Origin of the sequence: Streptomyces sp. NRRL F-6676 (assembly GCF_000725625.1) — a bacterium.
Taxonomy (GTDB): Bacteria; Actinomycetota; Actinomycetes; order Streptomycetales; family Streptomycetaceae; genus Streptomyces.
Genome location: NZ_JOHS01000049.1, coordinates 1 through 17583 on the forward strand (window position 1 = coordinate 1; position 17583 = coordinate 17583).

Here is a 17583-nt window from a genome sequence, read left to right on the forward strand (position 1 = left end):
AACACCTCCACCAACGGCACGGGAGCCTTGTGCGTTGCGGCCCTCACCTCGGCCTGACTGACGTCACCCGATCAGTGGTCCCGTTGAAAACGCTCAGTGTGCGGGTGCGGGTGTTGCCGGAGGCGTCGTAGGTGTAGGAGTTGTTGGTCGTGGTCGAGCCCGAGACAGTGGTCGACGAGGTCAGGGTGTGCGGCTGGCCGGTGCCCTGTGCCGGGTAGTGGAAGCTGGTGGTGGTGTCGTCACCACTGGCGGTCGTCGCATGGTTGGTCTGGGTCTTGCGGTTGCCCAGGTCGTCGTAGGCGTAGCTCTGCCAGTAAGGTGCCGGCCCGCCGAGCACGGCGGTGGTCGGGTCGGCCGCGCAGCCGTCGGTGGCGGTCCAGGCCTGGGCGAGGCGGTCGTGTCCGTCGTAGCGGTAGCACTGGACGTCGTCGGTGCCGTCGGCGTGCGTGGCGACCTTGGTGGGATTGCCGGAGTCGTCGTAGCTGTAGGCGGTGTCCTGGACCGGAGCGGTCTGGGCGTCGTCGGTGACGAGCTGCCGTTGCAGGCGCCGTGTGCCGTCCTCGTACGTGTTGGTGACCTGGAGCCACTTGGCGGTGTCGGCAGCGGAGACACCGAAGGTGATCTGCTTGATGTCACTGAGTTTGGTGTAGCTCGTGTCCTGCACGTAGCCGGTGGCACCCTTGAGCGTGGTCGGCATGCTCAGGTCGTTGTAGCCGTACTCCAGGGATTCGGAGGGCAGTCCGCCGGCTGCGGGGTCGGAGGAGACCTGGACGGTGCCGTCGAGGTTGTACCCGGTGGTGGAGGTGTACGAGCCCGCCAGGGCTTCCTCACCGGTGACCGAGGGGACGGTGACCCGGGTCAGGGTCGGCCGGTAGAGGGCGTCGTAGGCGCCGACCTGGCTGATGTAAGCCTTGCCAGAGGTACCAGAGCCGCCGACGTAGCGGATCGAGGAGGTCGGCTGCCCCTTGGCCACCGAGTCGTAGGTCCACCGGGCGAGCTGGTGAGCGGAGTCCTGCGTGGTGCCGTCGTACATTCCCGTCCGGCGGCCGAGGACGTCATAGGTGTAGCTGAGTGTCTTCTCGTCGTCCGTACCGGCCGCGGTGGTGGTCGATGCCACCTGGTCGAGGTCGTCGTACGTGGTGGTGGTGGTCCCGGTGTCCGGGTCGACGGAGCTGACTTGGCGGCCCATCAGGTCGTAGCCGTACGACCAGGTGTTGCCGTCGTCGTCTACGACTTCCTTCAGCCGGCTCTTCGCGTCGTAGGTGTAGTCGATGGACGTGTAGGAACCGGAGGGGCTGCCACTGTCGTACTGCCTGGTCTCGGTGGTGCGGCCGAGGGTGTCGGTCAGGGTGGTGGTGGCGATGCCGCCCTTGGGCGGGGTGACCGTGGTGCGGTCGCCGCCGTACGCGGTGGACGTCGTCCAGCGCTTCACGCCACCGGCGTAGAAGTCGGCTGCTGTGGCCCGGCCGGCACCGTCGTAGGTGGTGAGGGTCTGGGAGGGGACCGCGGAAGTGATGGTGGCGAGAGTGCCGGACGGTGAGGAGGAGTCGGTGTAGTCGGCGTTCGACTCGACCGCGAGACCGCGGCTGTCGTACTTGGTCTCCGCGATGACACGTCCACCGCCCGGGGCAGGGGTCTGGGTCTGCCGGGGCCGCAGGAGCGCGTCGTACAGGGCGTAGGTGGTGTCGTAAGTGGCTCCGTCGTTGTTGAGTTTGCCCGTGGAGACGACGGAGGCGGTGTTGCTGGAAATGGTGTAGTGGTAGACGAGACTCGCCGTCTGCCTTGAGGACTTGGACCGGTTGGCCAGCCACAGGCTGGTGAGGCGACCGAGGCCGTCGTACGCGTAGTCCGTGCGTTTGCCGTTCGGGTCGACGACCGAGGTCGCGGTTCCGTGGGCGGGATCGAAGGTGGTGGTCGTCGCGTAGTTCCGGGCGTCCTTGGTGACCGTGCCGGTGAGGGGACCACCGGTGGCGGGGATGTAGTCCGTGGTGGTCGGATTGTGGCCGGCGTCCTCGACGGAGCGGATGCGCCCCTGACTGTCGTAGGTGCTGGTGGAGACGGTTTGATAGGCCGCGTCACCACTGTTGTAGGCGGACAGACGCTGAGTGGAGGTCTCGTCTCCGGTCTTCGGGGCAGCACCGTAAGCCTGATTGTCGTACAAGGTGCGGACGTCGGAGACGACGTTGTCCGGCCGGTTCGTCGTGGCGTCGCACGCCACATCGACCGTCTCCACCCGGACCGGGAAGGCCATCAGCCAGTCGGTCTTGTTGTTCGCGAGAGTGGTACGGGTGCACTGCTCGTCGCCGGTGACCGCCTTGTCACCCGCATCGTCGACCTTGAGGGCAGCGCCTGTCGTGTCGTCGTACGTCGTGGTGACGGAGGTGTCACGAGTGCCGCCCGAGGACAGATCCGTGCGAGTGCGGACGGTGCCGGGACGGATGTAGGTGCTGTTGCGGGTCCCATCGGTGCCGGTCTGGTGGACCCACTGGTCGGTGATGGTCCCGGACACTTCGGCGCTGCCGTCGTACCGGATCGATTCACGCATCGTGCCGGCCAAGGGATCGGCGTCGGTGACGGACGTGCCCGTCGAGTCGGTGACCTTGGCGTCGCGGGTGGTGCCGTCGGACTGCTTGTCCCCGTCCATGCCGCGGTAGTAGGTCGATACGGTCCTGGTGCGGGTGGACTGGGCATCGCCTGTGGTGGTGGTGACCTTCCCGTAGCCACGCCAGACGGACCAGGTCTTCGCTTGGCGGGGGCGGTGAGACCGGGCACGGTGTTCGCCCACGTCGCCCGGCCGCTGCCGTGCTCCCCTCCCCCGCTCGGCCCACCCCTCGCGTCCCCCGTTCCGGGGAATGCCCCCGTCCTGGGGCGCCCGGGCGGTGGGGGCCTGGGACGCTGCGGGCATGGTGCGGTTGCAGCAGTCCGTGGCCGGCGTCGGTGGCGTCGTGGTCCGTATGCGCGCGCTCGGCGTGGTCTGGCCGGAGCGGGACGGGGTGGCGGTGTTCAACCGCGTCTATCTCGCGGTCACCGAGGAGCTCGGCCGGCGCATCGACGCCGGGGAGTTCCCGGACCGGCGGAGCGCGAGCACGCTGGACGTCCGCTTCGCCGAGCGGTATCTCCGGGTGGCCGAGCGGGGGCCGGTGCCCGCGTGCTGGCGGCCGTTGTTCCAGTTCCGCCGCCATCCGGGCGTACGGCCCCTCCAGTTCGCCCTCGCGGGGATCAACGCGCACGTCGGGCACGACCTCGCCCTGGCCGTCGTGGACGCCTGCCGGGAGCTCGGCTGCGCACCCGAGGAGCTGGAGGACGAGTTCGAGCGCGTGGGGGACGTCCTCGTCGCGCTGGAGGAACGCATCCGCGAGGAGCTGATGCCGGGCCCCGACCTGTTGCAGATCGCCGACCCGCTGACCCATCTGCTGGCGTCCTGGAGCCTGGAGCGGGCCCGGGAGGCCGGCTGGTCCGCGGCCCGCACGCTGTGGGCCCTGCGCGGACTGCCGGAGCTGGCCGGGGAGTTCACGGACCGGCTGGACGCGGTGGTGGGCCTGGCGAGCCGCATGCTGCTCACCCCGCTGGACCGGTAGGAGCGGGGCCCTTCCCGCCGCTCAGTCCTCCGGCAGTTCCACCGGCGCGATCTCGTCGTAGACGTCGCCCGGGCCGGGGTTGGTCGCGTCGGTCGCGCCGCCCAGGTGGTGCATCACGCCCCAGACCGCGTTGAGCGCGGTCTGCACGGCGCCCTCGGCCCAGCCCGCCGTCCAGGAGATGTCGTCGCCGGCGAGGAAGATCCCGCGTTTGTCGGCGGGCAGCCGGTCCTGCACGAAGTGGGTGAACAGCCGCCGCTGGTAGCGGTAGTGGCCGGGCAGATTGGCCTTGAACGCGCCCATGAAGTAGGGCTCGTTCTCCCAGGAGACGGTCACCGGACTGCCGATGACGTGCTTCCTGATGTCGACGCCCGGATAGATCTCGCCGAGCGACTTCAGCATCACCTCCATTCGCTCGTGCGCGGACAGCGGCAGCCACTTCAGGCTGTCGTCGCACCAGGTGTAGGAGAGGCAGATGACGGCGGGCCGGTCCGGGCCGTCGTCCAGGAGGTAGGTGCCCCGCGTCATACGGTCGGTGAGCGTCATCGACATGACGTCCCGGCCGGTGCGCTCGTCCTTGTCGAGCCAGAACGGCCGGTCGACGGGGACGAACAGCTTGCTGGACTCCATGTAGTGGGTGCGCTCGATGGCGGTCCAGTGGTCGATCGGGAAGAGGGCGTCGTCGCAGGCGATCTTCGAGAGCAGCATCCAGGACTGCGCGGTGAAGACCGCCGCCTTGTAGGTGCGGATGTCGCCGCGCGCGTCCGTCACCGTGATGCGGTTGCCCGCCGTGCGGTGCAGCCGGGTCACGGCAGGGCGCGGCTCGCCGCCTACGTGCAGCGACCTCAGCGAGGTGCCGTACGGCCAGTGGACGATCTTCTCCGGCTCGCGCTCCCAGAGCCTGAGCGGCAGTTGCTGGGAGCCGCCGACGATGCCGCGGTGGTGGTCGTCGGCCTCGGTGTAGACGACGCGGAGGATCTCCAGGATGGAGTTGGGGAAGTCGGTGTCCCAGCCGCCGGTGCCGAAGCCGACCTGGCCGAAGATCTCGCGGTGCCGGAAGGACTTGAACGCGTCGGAGTCGCAGAGGAAGCCGTAGAAGGTCTGGTTGTCGAGCTTCTCGACGAGCCTCGCCCAGATCTGCCGGATCCGCGGCACGTCCCGCTCGCGCAGGGCCCGGTTCATGTCGGAGAAGTCGGCGCCCTCCTCCAGGCACCGGGCCCAGGCGTCGGCCACGTCCCGGTAGACCTGCGGCAGGTCGGCCAGGGTCTCGGCGTAGTGGGACTCGCCCTTGAGGTCGACGACGGTCGACGGGGTGGCCTCCGCGAGGGGGTTGGGGAACGGCCGGGTCTGGAGACCCACCAGGTCGATGTAGTGCTGGAGCGCCGTGGAGGACGGCGGGAAGCGCATCGCGCCCATCTCGGCGGTCAGCGACGGGTCGCAGCCGTCGAAGCCCACCGTCCGCAGCCGGCCGCCGATCCGGTCGGCCTCGTAGACCACCGGCTTCAGGCCCATCTTCATCAGCTCGTAGGCGGTGACGATGCCGGAGAGGCCGCCGCCGACGACCGCGACCTCCGTGCCGTGCTCGGTGGCCGGGATCTGGCCGAGGCCCGCCGGGTGGGCGAGGAAGTCGTCGTAGGCGTACGGGAAGTCCGGGCCGAACATGGTGATCGGCGGCTGCTGCCCCTCGGCGTGCTCGATCGCGTTGGGCACGGTGGACGTCATGGGGTACGGACTCCTTGCGCGGGTGGTACGGGGAGGGCGGGAGGGGTGTCAGGCGAGGGAGCCGTAGAGCCCCGGGCGGCGGTCCGCCAGATACGGGTTGGCCTCGCGGGAGGCGGCGAGGAGGCCGGGGTCCACGTCAGCGAGGAGCAGTTCCTCCGCCCGTCCGGCCCGGGCGCGGGCGACACCGTCGGGCCCGGCCAGCGTGGAGAGCCCGACGAACTCGAACTCGCCCTCCACGCCGACCCGGTTGACGTACGCCACATACAGCTGGCTCTCGAACGCGCGCACGGGCACGAGGGATTCGGCGACGAACTGGAAGGGGTGCGGCTGCGCCGTCGGCACCAGCAGCAGATCGGTGCCGGCCAGGGCGTGGGCGCGGACGTTCTCCGGGAACTCCACGTCGTAGCAGATCATCAGGCCGACGGTGAGGCCGTTCAGCTCGGCCTGGACGACCTGTCGCTCGCCCGGGGTGAAGTGCTCACGCTCGAAGGGGCCGTAGAGGTGGGTCTTGCGGTAGTTCGCGAGCCGGGTGCCGTCGGCGGCGACGAGCTGGACGGAGTTGAAGACGGTTCCGTCGGACGCCCGTTCGGGGTAGCCGTAGGCGACGGCGAGGCCGTGGCGGGCGGCGGTCTCCACGACCGCGTCGGCGGCCTCGCCGTCGGCGGGCTCGGCGAGCCGGGCGAGGCCGTCGCCGATCGCGTACCCGGTGAGGAACAGCTCCGGTGTGACGAGCAGCCCGGCGCCCTGGGCGGCGGCCCGGCCCGCGGCCTCGTCGAGGACCTTCAGGTTCTCGACGACGGAACCGGGACGGCCGGAGCTCTGGAGCAGGGCGGTGCGCATGCGGGGTCCTCACCGGGTACGGAGGGGGTCGGGGATCGCTTAGACGGTACGGTCGGGCGGCGCGGGCGGACAAGGCGGAGCCGTTGCGCGCGGGTGCGCGCTTCGTTGCGTCTCGCGGGCGGCTTGCGGCGATTCGTTGCGCGCCTTCCGGGAGCGGCCCGCCGTCGCCAGCAGGGCCGCCGTGAGCAGGTACGGAGCCGCGCCCCAGGCGAACGCGGTGGCATGACCGGCGGCCGTGGCGAGCGCCCCGTAGACCGCGTAGACGGCGACCGTGGTCAGCTCGCTGCCGAGGCCCGCCACCGAGGTCAGCGTGGCCCGGCCGGTGTCCTGGATCCGCCGCTGGAGCCGTGCGTCGGCGAGCACGACCGCCAGTTGGAGACCGCCGAAGGCCAGGGCGACCAGCGCCAGACCGGCCGGGCTGCCAAAGGCGGCGCCCACGGCCAGCGCGCACGCGGCGCCCGCCAGCAGCACGGCGAGCCCGCGGCTGCCGAGCCGGGAGCCGGGTCCGGCGAGCAGGCCCCCCGCGGTGGCGCCGGCCCAGATCAGCAGCAGGAACCGGGGCACGGTCGGTTCGGCGACGCCGGTGGCGCGCACGAGCAGTGGTGTGTACTCGTCGAGGGCGCCGAAGACGGCGGTCACGGCCGGGACCAGCAGCAGCGCCCCGCGTACCGAACGGTCGGCGCGGGCCTCGGTGAGCCCGGCGCGCAGGGTCGCGGTCCAGCCGTCGGCATCGGCGGCCGGGGTGCGGTGCTCGGGGAAGCGGGTCGCCGTGGCCGCCGCGAGCAGACAGGTCAGGACGCTCGCCGCGCCGACGGCGAGGTAGCCGCCCCGGGCGAACACCGGTCCGGCGAGGGCCATCGCGGCCATGACGGCCACCAGTCCGCAGGCACGCGCCCGGCCCATGAGCCCGGCGTACCGTCCGGCGGCACCGAGCCGCTCCAGCTCGTCGTAGACCAGCGCCTCACGGGTGCCGGAGCCGAGCGCTCCCCCGGCGCCCCACAGCACGAAGCCGACGGCGAAGGAGGCGTACGAGGGGACGAGCACCCACAGGGCGAAGCCGGCGGCGGTGAGCAGCGGGGCGAGGGCGAGCAGCCGGCGCCGGGAGGTGGCGTCGGCCCAGGCGCCGGACGGGACCTCCAGTAGGACGCCGGTGAGGGACCACAGGGCGAAGAGCGAGGAGATCTGCCAGACGGAGAGGCCGGTGTCGCTGAACAGCAGCGCGTACACCGGGTAGAGCAGCACGAACTCGTCGAGGAACGCGTAGCCGCAGAGGGTGCGCGTCAGCCGCCGGAGGCCGGTGGCGGGGGTGGAGACGGGCGCGGGCGAAGGGCGCATCGGGGCCTTCCCGAGGTCGGTTGTCGGACGCCGGACGTGAGGACGTACGGCGTCCGAGGCGGACCTCGGGGGGCACGGGAAGCACATGCGCTACGGGCGCGCGCGTGGGTGGCGTGTGCGCGACGGGCGCGGGCGGGGGATCAATGTCGCCAGGTCATGCCGTGAGGGTAGACCGGCGGGGCGGGCGGCGTCCGCTGAATATCCGACGGCCTACGTCGGCGCCCCGGACGAGAAGCGGCGCAGCAGGGGCGAGAGCACCAGGACGGACTTCGTCCGTTCCACGAAGGGCTCGCCCGCGATCCGTTCCAGGACGCGTTCGAAGTGGCGCATGTCGGAGGCGAAGACCTGCACGACCGCGTCCGCGTCCCCGGTGACGGTGGACGCGGCCACGACCTCCTGGTAGCGCTCCAGACCCCGCCGGATGGTCTCCGGCGAGGTGTTGCGCCGGCAGAAGATCTCGACGAACCCCTCGGTCTCCCAGCCGAGCGCCACCGGGTCCACGCGGACGGTGAAACCGGTGATGGCGCCGGTGGAACGCAGCCGGTCGACGCGCCGCTTGACGGCGGGCGCCGACAGGCCGACCAGTTGCCCGATGTCCGCGTAGGAGCGCCGCGCGTCCTCGGCGAGGGCGTGCACGATGCGTTCGTCGAGATCGTTCAGCACGGGTAGTGGATCACTTCTGCTCAGTGGGGCGTCGGCAGGGGTTCGGCTCAGCTCCAGCTGGCGTGCAGGGGCTTGCCCTCGGCGTAGCCGGCCGCGCTCTGGATGCCCACGATGGCCTTCTCCGCGAACTCCTCCAGGGAGCCGGCCCCGGCGTAGGTGCAGGAGGAGCGGACGCCCGCGATGATCGCGTCGATGAGGTCCTCGACGCCCGGGCGGGCCGGGTCGAGGAACATCCGCGAGGTGGAGATGCCCTCCTCGAACAGCGCCTTGCGGGCGCGGTCGTACGCCGACTCCTCCGAGGTGCGGTTGCGCACGGCACGCGCGGAGGCCATGCCGAACGACTCCTTGTACGGGCGTCCGTTGGCGTCGTGCTGGAGGTCGCCGGGCGACTCGTAGGTGCCCGCGAACCAGGAGCCGATCATCACGTTGGACGCGCCGGCCGCGAGCGCCATGGCCACGTCGCGCGGGTGGCGCACGCCGCCGTCGGCCCACACGTGCTTGCCGTACTTGCGGGCCTCGGCCGCGCACTCCAGGACGGCGGAGAACTGCGGCCGGCCGACGCCGGTCATCATCCGGGTGGTGCACATGGCGCCGGGGCCGACGCCGACCTTGATGATGTCCGCGCCGGCGTCGATCAGGTCCTTGACGCCCTCGGCGGAGACGATGTTCCCGGCCACGATCGGCACCTGGGGGTCGAGCGCGCGGACCAGCTTGAGCGCGCTGATCATCGACTCCTGATGGCCGTGCGCGGTGTCGATGACGAGGGTGTCGACACCCGCGTCGAGGAGCTGCTTCGCCTTGCCCGCGACGTCTCCGTTGATGCCGACGGCGGCGGCGACGCGCAGCCTGCCGCGGTCGTCGGTGGCGGGCGTGTAGAGGGTGGCGCGCAGGGCGCCGGTGCGGGTGAGGATGCCGGCGAGGCGGCCGTCGGCGTCGACGGCGGGGGCGTAGCGGCGGTTGGCGCCGTCGAGCCGGTTGAAGGCCTCGCGCGGGTCTATGTCCGCGTCCAGGAGCAGCAGGTCCTTGGACATGACCACTTCGAGCTGGGTGAAGCGGTCGACGCCGGTCAGGTCCTGGTCGGTGACGACACCGACGGGGCGCCGGTCCGCGTCGACGACGACGCCGGCGTTGTGGGCCCGCTTGGGCAGCAGGGCGAGGGCGTCGGCGACGGTCTGGTGCGGGGCGAGGACGATCGGGGTGTCGAGCACGTGGTGGCGGCTCTTGACCCAGGTGAGGACGTCGGTGACGACGTCGATCGGGATGTCCTGCGGGATGACGACCAGGCCGCCGCGGCGGGCCACGGTCTCGGCCATCCGGCGGCCGGCGATCGCGGTCATGTTGGCGACGACGAGCGGGATGGTCGTGCCGCTGCCGTCGGGGGAGCTGAGGTCGACGGACTGGCGGGAGCCGACGGTGCTGTGGCGGGGGACCATGAAGACGTCGTCGTACGTCAGGTCGTAGGGCGGCTTGATGTCGTGGAGGAAACGCACGTACTTGATTCTTACACGGAGAGTGGCCGGAAGAGATGGGGAGGATCGTCCAGGGCGGGTGGGGGCGCGGTTGGAGGAACGTCCAGGAGGTGGGGGGGGCATCGCTGCCGCCCCCGCGCCCCTGAGTGAGGGAGCGCGGGGAACTGCGCGAGCAACCATGACGCACCCGCGGGCGCCGGAGAACGCGAACCCCCGAGCTGGAAGGCGCCCCCTCAGATGCCGTCCGGATCCGCCCGGGTCAGGGCGGCCCGCGGGGACGGGCCCGCCGTCATCAGCGCGTCGGCCGCCGACGTGTCCGTGACGAGGCTGGTCACGAGGCCCGACCGCAGCACCGCGTCGATCGCCGCCGCCTTGCGCTGACCGCCCGCGATGGCGACGACCTCCGGGACCCGCCGCAGCTGGTCCGCCGTGACCGTGATGCACCGCTCGCCCAGGTCCCGCCCCACCCGGCGCCCCTCGGCGTCGAAGAGGTGCGCGGACATCTCCGCGGCGACGCCGAGGGTGGCGTAGTGGGAGCGCTCCTCCTCGCTGAGCATGTCGTGCACCGTCGAGATGCCCGCCTCCCAGGAGCCGATGGAGACGCAGGCGACGGTCACCTTGTCGAAATACTCGAACGCCCGAGCGATCCCGGTCTGGTGCCGCAGCGCCGTCGCGGTCGCCGCGTCCGGGAGCAGCATCGGCGCGTAGATGGGGTGCGCGTCTCCCCCGGAGACCTGCGCGGCCCGCCGTACGGCCTCCACCGAGCCGCGCTCGGCGGTCCCGGCGTCGTACACGCCCGTGAGCTGCACGACCGTGCACGGCGGCAGCCGGTCCAGGGCGGCCGCCATGTGGATGGTGGAGCGCCCCCAGGCCAGCCCGAGGACATCGCCCTCGGTCACCAGTTCGCCCAGCAGATCCGCGGCGACCTCGCCGAGGTTCTCCGGGTCGGGCGACTCGTCCGCGTCGGCCGGCGACTCGACCACGACGGCGTGCCTCAGACCGTAGCGGGCCCGCAGCGCGTCGGAGCGCTCGGCGTCCAGCTCCGCGGGGACGCGGATCTCGATGCGTACGAGATCCCGTTCGAGGGCGGTCTCCAGGACCCGGGCCACCTTGAAGCGGCTGACGCCGAACTCCTCGGCGATCTGGATCTTCGATTTGCCCTCGAGGTAGAAGCGGCGTGCCATGGCCGCCGCCTGCACCAGCTCAGCGGGTCCCATCCGCATCGCCGACCGGCCCGCCGACATACCCGACACGGCCATCTCCTCACTGCATTGCTGCTGTTCACATTCTCGATTCGCCGTTCATCCTTGCAGATCCGTGGGTCCCGATCAGCCCGGACGGTCGGCGTTCAGCTCGCGTTGGCTCAGTGGTCGCATGCCCAGGAGGCACCCGCCGTCACGTTCTCGGCCTGGGTACGCAGGGCACGGACCGCCGCGGCCGGGTCGTCGGCGCCGTAGACCGCGCTGCCGGCGACGAAGACGTCCGCGCCCGCCTCCGCGCAGCGCTCGATGGTCGCGGCCGAGACGCCGCCGTCGACCTGGAGCCACAGGTCGAGACCGTGCTTGCCGATCAGCTCCCGGGTGCGGCGGATCTTGGGCAGCATGATGTCGAGGAAGGCCTGGCCGCCGAAGCCGGGCTCGACCGTCATGATCAGCAGCATGTCCAGCTCGGGCAGCAGGTCCTCGTACGGCTCGATCGGCGTCGCGGGCTTGAGGGCCATGGAGGCGCGGGCGCCCTTGGCGCGGATCTCGCGGGCGAGCCGCACGGGGGCGGCGGCCGCCTCCGCGTGGAAGGTGACGGAGGAGGCACCCGCCTCGACGTACTGGGGTGCCCAGCGGTCGGGGGCCTCGATCATCAGATGGCAGTCCAACGGGGTGTCCGTCGCCCGGGCCAGCGACTCCACGACCGGCACGCCGAGCGTGAGGTTGGGGACGAAGTGGTTGTCCATGACGTCGACGTGGAGCCAGTCGGCCCCCTCGACCGCCCGCGCCTCCTCGGCGAGACGCGCGAAGTCGGCGGACAGGATGCTGGGGTTGATCTGCACGGCCATACCCCCAGCCTCCCATGCCCAGCCCCCGGGCTACGCCCTGCGGGGCGCCTCATGGCTCGGGGGCGCGTGTGATCTCGGCGGCCGCGGGCACATCGGGGGTGCTCGCGCGGTTCTCCGCGCCCCTGAAAGCAGTGGCGCGCCCCCTGCTTCTCAGGAGCGCGGAGAACCGCGCGACAAGCCGCACCCGCCCCGCACCCGCACCCCATCCGCCCGAGCTCTCAAGACGCCCCGGAGTCAGGAAACCCTGCGCGCCAGCGCCAGATACATCGCGTCCGTACCGTGCACATGCGGCCACAACTGCACATCCGGCCCGTCCCCCAGCGCGGGCACCCCCACCAACAGCGGCCGCGCATCCAGCAACTCGACCCCCGGATGCCGCTTCAGCACATCCCCCACCACCGCCCGCGTCTCGGCGAGATGCGGCGAGCACGTCGCGTACCCCACGACGCCCCCCACCCGCACCGACCGCAACGCCATCTCCAGCAACCCCCGCTGCAACGGCGCGAATCCGTCCAGATCCTCCGGGCGGCGCCGCCACCGTGCCTCCGGCCGCCTCCGCAGTGCCCCGAGTCCGGTGCACGGCACATCCACCAGCACCCGGTCGAACGTCCCGGGCCGCCACGCCGGCCGGGTCCCGTCGGCGGTGACCACCTGGTAGGGCCCGGGGTTGCCGTGCAGCGCCTTGGCGACCAGCCCGGCCCGGTGCGGCTGCTTCTCTGCGGCGACCAGCGCGGCCCCGCGCTCCGCGGCGAGCGCGGCGAGCAGCGCCGCCTTGCCGCCGGGCCCGGCGCACCCGTCGAGCCACAGCTCGTCGCGCCCCTCCACGGGGGCGTTGGCGAGGGCGAGCGCGACCAGCTGACTGCCCTCGTCCTGCACCCCCGCACGCCCTTCGCGCACGGCCTCGACGGCCCCGGGCTCGCCGCCCTCGGTGAGCCGGACTGCGTACGGCGACCAGCGGCCCGGCTCGGCGGCCGGCTCGCGCAGCAGTTCCTCGGCGGTGGCCCGCCCCGGACGTGCGACGAGGGTGACCTCGGGCCGTTCGTTGTCGGCCTCGAGCAGGTCCTCGATGCCGGCCCGGCCGCCGCCGAGGGAGTCCCACAGCGCGGAGACGATCCAGCGGGGGTGCGAGTGCACGACGGCGAGATGGTCCTCGGGGTCCTCGTCGTACGGCGGCGCGACCTGCTCCAGCCAGCCGTCGAGATCCTGCCGGGCGACCTTGCGCAGCACGGCGTTGACGAACTTGGCCCGCCCGTCGCCGAGCACGACGCGGGCCAGCTCGACGGAGGCGGAGACGGCGGCGTGCGTGGGGATGCGGGTGCCGAGGAGCTGGTGGGTGCCGAGGCTGAGCACGTCGAGCACCGGCGGGTCCACCTCGCGCAGCGGCCGGTCGACGCAGGCGGCGAGGACGGCGTCGTACGTGCCCTGCCGGCGCAGTGTGCCGTAGACGAGCTCGGTGGCCAGCGCGGCGTCCCGGCCGTCGAAGCCGTCCTTCTCGCGGGCCTTGCGCAGCAGCGGGGGCAGGACGAGGTTGGCGTACGCGTCCCGTTCGTCCACCGCGCGCAGCGCCTCGAAGGCGAGGATGCGGACGGGGTCCTTCTGGGGCCGGCGGTAGGGCTTGCCGGGTTTACGGGGACGGCGGGGCTGATCGCTCACGAAAAAGGTGCTCCGGGTCGCAGAACGGGCTGTCCGCCCAGCCTACGCGGTGTGCGCCGGGCGCCCCGCGGCCGTGGTGGACGCCGGGCGCCGACGGCCGGAGCCCCGTCGGCCGCCGCAGCGGTCAGCCGCCCAGCCGCTCCCCCTCGACGATCCGCACGCCCCGCGCCCAGTCGGCCGCGCGCATCGGCTTCTTGCCCTGCGCCTGCACCCACAGCAACTCGACGGCGTACGAGCCGGTGCCGACGTGGACGCTGTTCTTGCCGACGGCGAGGGCGCCAGGGGCGAGGTCGGTGTGCTCGGGGGCGAGGGCGAGCTGGATCAGCTTGAGCCGCTCGCCGCGGAAGGTCGTCCAGGCGCCGGGGGCGGGGGTGCAGCCGCGCACGACACGGTCGACGCGCAGCGCGGGGGCGGACCAGTCGACGCGCGCGTCCTCCACGGTGATCTTCGGAGCGAGCGTGACGCCCTCGGCGGGCTGCGGTACGGCCTCGAGGGTGCCGTCCTCGATGCCGTCCATGGTGGCGGCCAGCAGCCCGGAGCCGGCGAAGGCGAGCCGGGTGAGCAGGTCGCCGCTGGTGTCGGTGGGGCGGATCTCCTCGGTGACGGTGCCGTACACCGGACCCGAGTCGAGCCCCTCCTCGATGAGGAAGGTGGAGGCGCCGGTGATCTCGTCGCCCGCCATGAGGGAGTGCTGCACGGGGGCGGCACCGCGCCAGGCGGGCAGCAGCGAGAAGTGCAGGTTGACCCAGCCGTGGGCCGGGACGTCGAGGGCGACGCGGGGCAGCAGGGCGCCGTAGGCGACGACGGGGCAGCAGTCGGGGGCGATCTCGCGCAGCCGGGCCAGGAAGTCCTCGTCGCGGGGCCGGCGCGGCTTGAGCACCTCGATGCCGGCCTCCTCGGCCCGCTCGGCGACGGGGCTGGCGATCAGCCGGCGGCCCCGCCCGGCCGGGGCGTCGGGGCGGGTGACGACCGCGGCGACCTCGTGCCGCCCGGAGGCGATCAGGGCGTCCAGGGCGGGGACGGCGACCTCGGGGGTGCCTGCGAAGACGAGCTTCATACGGGTGTGTCGGCCTCTCGGGCAGGGTTGCGTACCGGCGGCGAAGTCGTCCCAGTCTATGGCCCGGTACCGACAGGGCCAGGCGTGGCCCGTTACCGGCGGAACCGGGGGTGCGGGCGGGTCCGGCGGGCGTACGCGAATGCTTCCGCGCCCCCACACCGTGACCAGTCACGCAAAAACGCGTTGGTCAAGAAGGAGTTGACCCCGACGGACCGGCCCGCCCGGTCCAGACCTTGCTGCACCGTCTCTTCCTCCACTCATCTCCTCATCTCCTCATCGCCGGTTCGAGAGGCTTGTTCATGGCCGACCACGCAACCCACGACGCCCAGGCCCGGGCCAGCCTGCACTTGCTGGTGCGGGACATCGAGCGGGTCCGCCGGCAGGTGGACGCACTGCGCACGCTCACCGCCCAGCTGGGCAACGTCTACCGTCCGCGCCGCTCCGGCCCCTCCGCGGGCTTCGTCGTCTACGGGCGGGCCCCCGCCCCGACCGTCCGCCTCGCGCAGGAACTGCGGGACAGCGTCGAGACCCTGGTCACGGCGGCCGTGGACTTCGACCGCTCCCTGGGCTTCTCGTGGGACGCGGTGGGCTCCGCGCTCGGCGTCACGAAACAGGCGGTGCACCGGCGTTACGGTGCGCGCAGGGCGGCGGCGCAGGCCGCCGCCGAGGCGGAGCGCACGGCGGAGCCGGCGGGGTCGCCCCGGCCGGTCACCGCCGGCTCCGGGCTGCCGACGGTGCCGGCGGCGCGGGTGATGCCGACGCAGCCGAAGGCGGGCAGTCCGTCGCTCCGCGACGACCCCCGGCCTCCGGCGTTCCCCACGCCCCGCAACGGCTGACGGCGCACGGAGCCCCGGTCGGCCGGGGCTCCGCCCCGATTCCCGGGTTCGTCGTCGTCCGCGGGCCGGTGGGGGGTGCTTCGTGCCCCGCGGCGGAACCGCACGTTGATACAGCCCCGCGCCCCTCACGGGCGCGTCGGCGCCGGGGCTTCGCCCCGTGCCCTCTGACGGGGGCGGGCGGGTCAGCCGATGTCCGGTGGATCGATCCGGATGCGCACCTCCGCGCCCCCGCCCCGTGCCATCCGGGCCGCCTGTGCTGTCTTCAGGGCCGCCGCGAGCTCCGCTCCGCTGCCCGGTGGGACGCGGACCAGCGCGCGTTCCGCCGTCGTCGGCGGGACGGCGCCGGCCGGGGCGGTGACCGGGACCGGGCCCAGTATCTCCGCGTCCCCGGGCAGCTCGACCACCTCCAGGAACTCCGTCACCGCGCCCACCGGTCCCGTCACCGCCGCCATGCGGAACACCGGCGGGAACGCCAGCTCACGCCGCTCCCCCAGCTCACGTACCGCGTGCCCGGACGGGTCCCAGCGGACCAGCGCCTGGACGGGCCGCAGCGTGGGCTCGGCGACGACCACCACCGTGCCCCCGGCCGGCTGGGGCCGGACCAGCGCGGCCGCGCCGATCCACCGCCGCAATGCCTCCTCCCCCGCCCGCAGGTCCGGCCGGCCGAGCATCGCCCAGCCGTCGAGCAGCAGCGCGGCCGCGTACCCGCCCTCGGCGACCGGCTCGGCCCCGGGTGTGCTCACCACCAGCGCGGGTGTCCCCGGCACCGTGTCCAGTACGTGCTCGCGCCCCGATGTGCGCACCGGCACCGCCGGGAACGCCCGCCCCAGCTCCTCCGCCGTCCGGCGTGCGCCCACGATCTGCGCCCGCAGCCGGAACCCGCCGCACTCGGGGCAGTGCCAGGCCGGCTCCTCGGTGCCGCACCACACGCACCGCAGCTCGCCCGCATCCCGCGCCTCCAGCGGCCCGGCACAGCGCCCGCAGCGGGCGGGTTCCCGGCACTGGGCGCAGGCCAGCCGGGGCACGTACCCCCGCCGCGGCACCTGGATCAGCACAGGGCCGTGCCGCAGCCCCTCGCGGAGCGTCTGCCAGGCGAGCGTGGGGAGCCGGGCGGCCCGGGCGGCCTCGTCGCGGGCCAGGTCCTGGTCCCCGACGGTCCGCACCAGCGGCGCGGTGGCGCGCACCCGTTCGCGGTCGGCGACCAGGGGCGCGGCCCAGCCGCTCTCCACCAGTTGCGCGGCCTCCACCGTGCAGCTCCAGCCGCCCAGCAGGAACGCGCACCGGTCGCGGGTGGCGCGCAGCTCCAGTACCTCCCGGACGTGCGGGAAGGGCGCGTGGTCGTCGCTGTGCCCGGAGTCGCCGTCGTCCCACACGACGACCAGGCCGAGGTCGCGTACCGGCGCGAACATCGCGGCGCGGGTCCCGACGACGGCCCGCACCGCTCCCCGGCGCACGGCGAGCCACTCGCGGTAGCGCCGCTCCTGTCCCGCGTCGGCGGTCAGCACCACGTGCTGTCCCTCGCCCAGCAGGGCGGTGAGCGCGGCGTCGACCCGGCTCGCGGGCCGCCCGGACGGGACGACGACGAGCGCGCCCCGGCCCGAGGCGAGCGTCGCCGCCACGGCCCGGGCGATCTCCTCGGCCCACTCGGGGCCGGGCAGCGCCGTCCACACCGCCCGCGGCGCACGGCCCTCGGCCAGGGCGCGCAGAAAGCCCTCGCCCCGTTCGTAGCGCCGCCAGCTGCCGGGCTCGGGCGGCGCCGGCGGGGCCGGCGGCGGGTCCGACGCGCGGGCCTCGGCGCGGGCGTGCCGGGGCGGCACCGCCAGTTGCAGCACGTCGGCGAGGCTGCCCGCGTACCGGTCGGCGACGGCGCGGGCGAGGTCCAGCAGCTCGGGGCCGAGAACGGGTTCCGGCGACACGACCTGGGCGAGGGCGGCCAGCGGCCCGGCGTAGTCGGACTCGGCGACCCGCTCGATCAGAAAGCCGTCGATGAGGCTCCCGCCCTCGCGCCGCCCCTCCCGCACCGTGCGCCCCCCGGCGCCGAACCGCACGCGCACCCGCACCCCGGGCTGCGCGGCTTCGTCCAGTTCCTCGGGCACGGCGTAGTCGAAGTACCGGTCGAGGTGCAGCACACCCTTGTCGACGAGCACCCGGGCCACCGGCAGCTCCTTGGCCAGCGCCGCACCGCGCCAGGTGCGCGGCTTGGCCCGGGGCACCCTGGCCTTGCGCACGCTCTCGCGGATCAACGCGAGCTGCTCCGGCGGCGCACCCTCACCCCCGGCCCCCGCCGTCCCGTCCTCGCTGCTCACACCAGCATTCTTACCAAAGGGCACTGACAACGGGCGGGGTGTCCGCATGCCGCGGGCCCGGCCCCCGAGGAGGGGCC

At 73.2% G+C, this 17583-nt stretch carries 13 protein-coding genes; 2 read left to right on the forward strand and 11 right to left on the reverse strand.

Translation table 11 applies throughout. From position 1 onward, the window contains the following. Positions 1-43 precede the first annotated feature (43 nt). Positions 44-2644 carry a hypothetical protein gene (locus IO29_RS24885; protein WP_051707933.1) on the reverse strand — a complete coding sequence of 867 codons (2601 nt, stop codon included), beginning with the start codon at positions 2642-2644 and terminating at the stop codon, positions 44-46. 259 nt (positions 2645-2903) lie between these two features. On the opposite strand from IO29_RS24885, the gene IO29_RS24890 reads away from it, so the two are divergent. Then, positions 2904-3578, forward strand: a complete 675-nt coding sequence (locus tag IO29_RS24890; RefSeq protein ID WP_030382406.1) for a DUF5995 family protein — start codon at positions 2904-2906, stop codon at positions 3576-3578. A gap of 21 nt (positions 3579-3599) precedes the next feature. Here the strand turns inward: IO29_RS24890 and IO29_RS24895 are convergent, their stop codons facing one another. The 9 genes from IO29_RS24895 to fmt all read right to left on the reverse strand — a co-directional run bounded on the left by IO29_RS24895 (position 3600) and on the right by fmt (position 14364). Further along, entirely contained in the window at positions 3600-5297 is a 1698-nt protein-coding gene (locus tag IO29_RS24895; protein WP_030382405.1) for a flavin monoamine oxidase family protein, read from the reverse strand. Positions 5298-5345: 48 nt separating this feature from the next. Continuing rightward, positions 5346-6137, reverse strand: coding sequence for a carbon-nitrogen hydrolase family protein (locus IO29_RS24900; RefSeq protein WP_030382404.1), 792 nt, complete (start codon positions 6135-6137; stop codon positions 5346-5348). 39 nt (positions 6138-6176) lie between these two features. Further along, positions 6177-7472: an MFS transporter gene (locus tag IO29_RS24905; RefSeq protein WP_030382403.1), complete on the reverse strand. Its 1296-nt coding sequence runs from the start codon at positions 7470-7472 to the stop codon at positions 6177-6179. A 210-nt stretch (positions 7473-7682) separates the two neighbouring features. Then, the gene (locus IO29_RS24910; RefSeq protein WP_030382402.1) at positions 7683-8135 is read right to left on the reverse strand and encodes an Lrp/AsnC family transcriptional regulator; all 453 of its coding nucleotides are present in this window, start codon (positions 8133-8135) and stop codon (positions 7683-7685) included. A gap of 47 nt (positions 8136-8182) precedes the next feature. After that, positions 8183-9625: a GuaB1 family IMP dehydrogenase-related protein gene (locus tag IO29_RS24915; protein WP_030382401.1), complete on the reverse strand. Its 1443-nt coding sequence runs from the start codon at positions 9623-9625 to the stop codon at positions 8183-8185. 212 nt (positions 9626-9837) lie between these two features. Continuing rightward, positions 9838-10863, reverse strand: coding sequence for a sugar-binding transcriptional regulator (locus IO29_RS24920; RefSeq protein WP_078618488.1), 1026 nt, complete (start codon positions 10861-10863; stop codon positions 9838-9840). A 104-nt stretch (positions 10864-10967) separates the two neighbouring features. Beyond that, positions 10968-11654: a ribulose-phosphate 3-epimerase gene (rpe, locus tag IO29_RS24925; protein WP_030382399.1), complete on the reverse strand. Its 687-nt coding sequence runs from the start codon at positions 11652-11654 to the stop codon at positions 10968-10970. Between the two features lie 234 nt (positions 11655-11888). Then, positions 11889-13307, reverse strand: coding sequence for an RsmB/NOP family class I SAM-dependent RNA methyltransferase (locus tag IO29_RS24930; protein WP_030382398.1), 1419 nt, complete (start codon positions 13305-13307; stop codon positions 11889-11891). Between the two features lie 124 nt (positions 13308-13431). Beyond that, entirely contained in the window at positions 13432-14364 is a 933-nt protein-coding gene (gene fmt / locus IO29_RS24935) for a methionyl-tRNA formyltransferase (protein ID WP_030382397.1), read from the reverse strand. A gap of 299 nt (positions 14365-14663) precedes the next feature. Here fmt and IO29_RS24940 point away from each other — a divergent pair, with 299 nt between their 5' ends. Next, on the forward strand, positions 14664-15200 hold the full coding sequence (locus IO29_RS24940; RefSeq protein ID WP_030382396.1) for a hypothetical protein: 537 nt from the start codon (positions 14664-14666) through the stop codon (positions 15198-15200). A 182-nt stretch (positions 15201-15382) separates the two neighbouring features. Here IO29_RS24940 and IO29_RS24945 read toward each other — a convergent pair whose 3' ends face one another. Then, positions 15383-17506, reverse strand: a complete 2124-nt coding sequence (locus IO29_RS24945; RefSeq protein WP_030382395.1) for a primosomal protein N' — start codon at positions 17504-17506, stop codon at positions 15383-15385. Positions 17507-17583 lie beyond the last annotated feature (77 nt).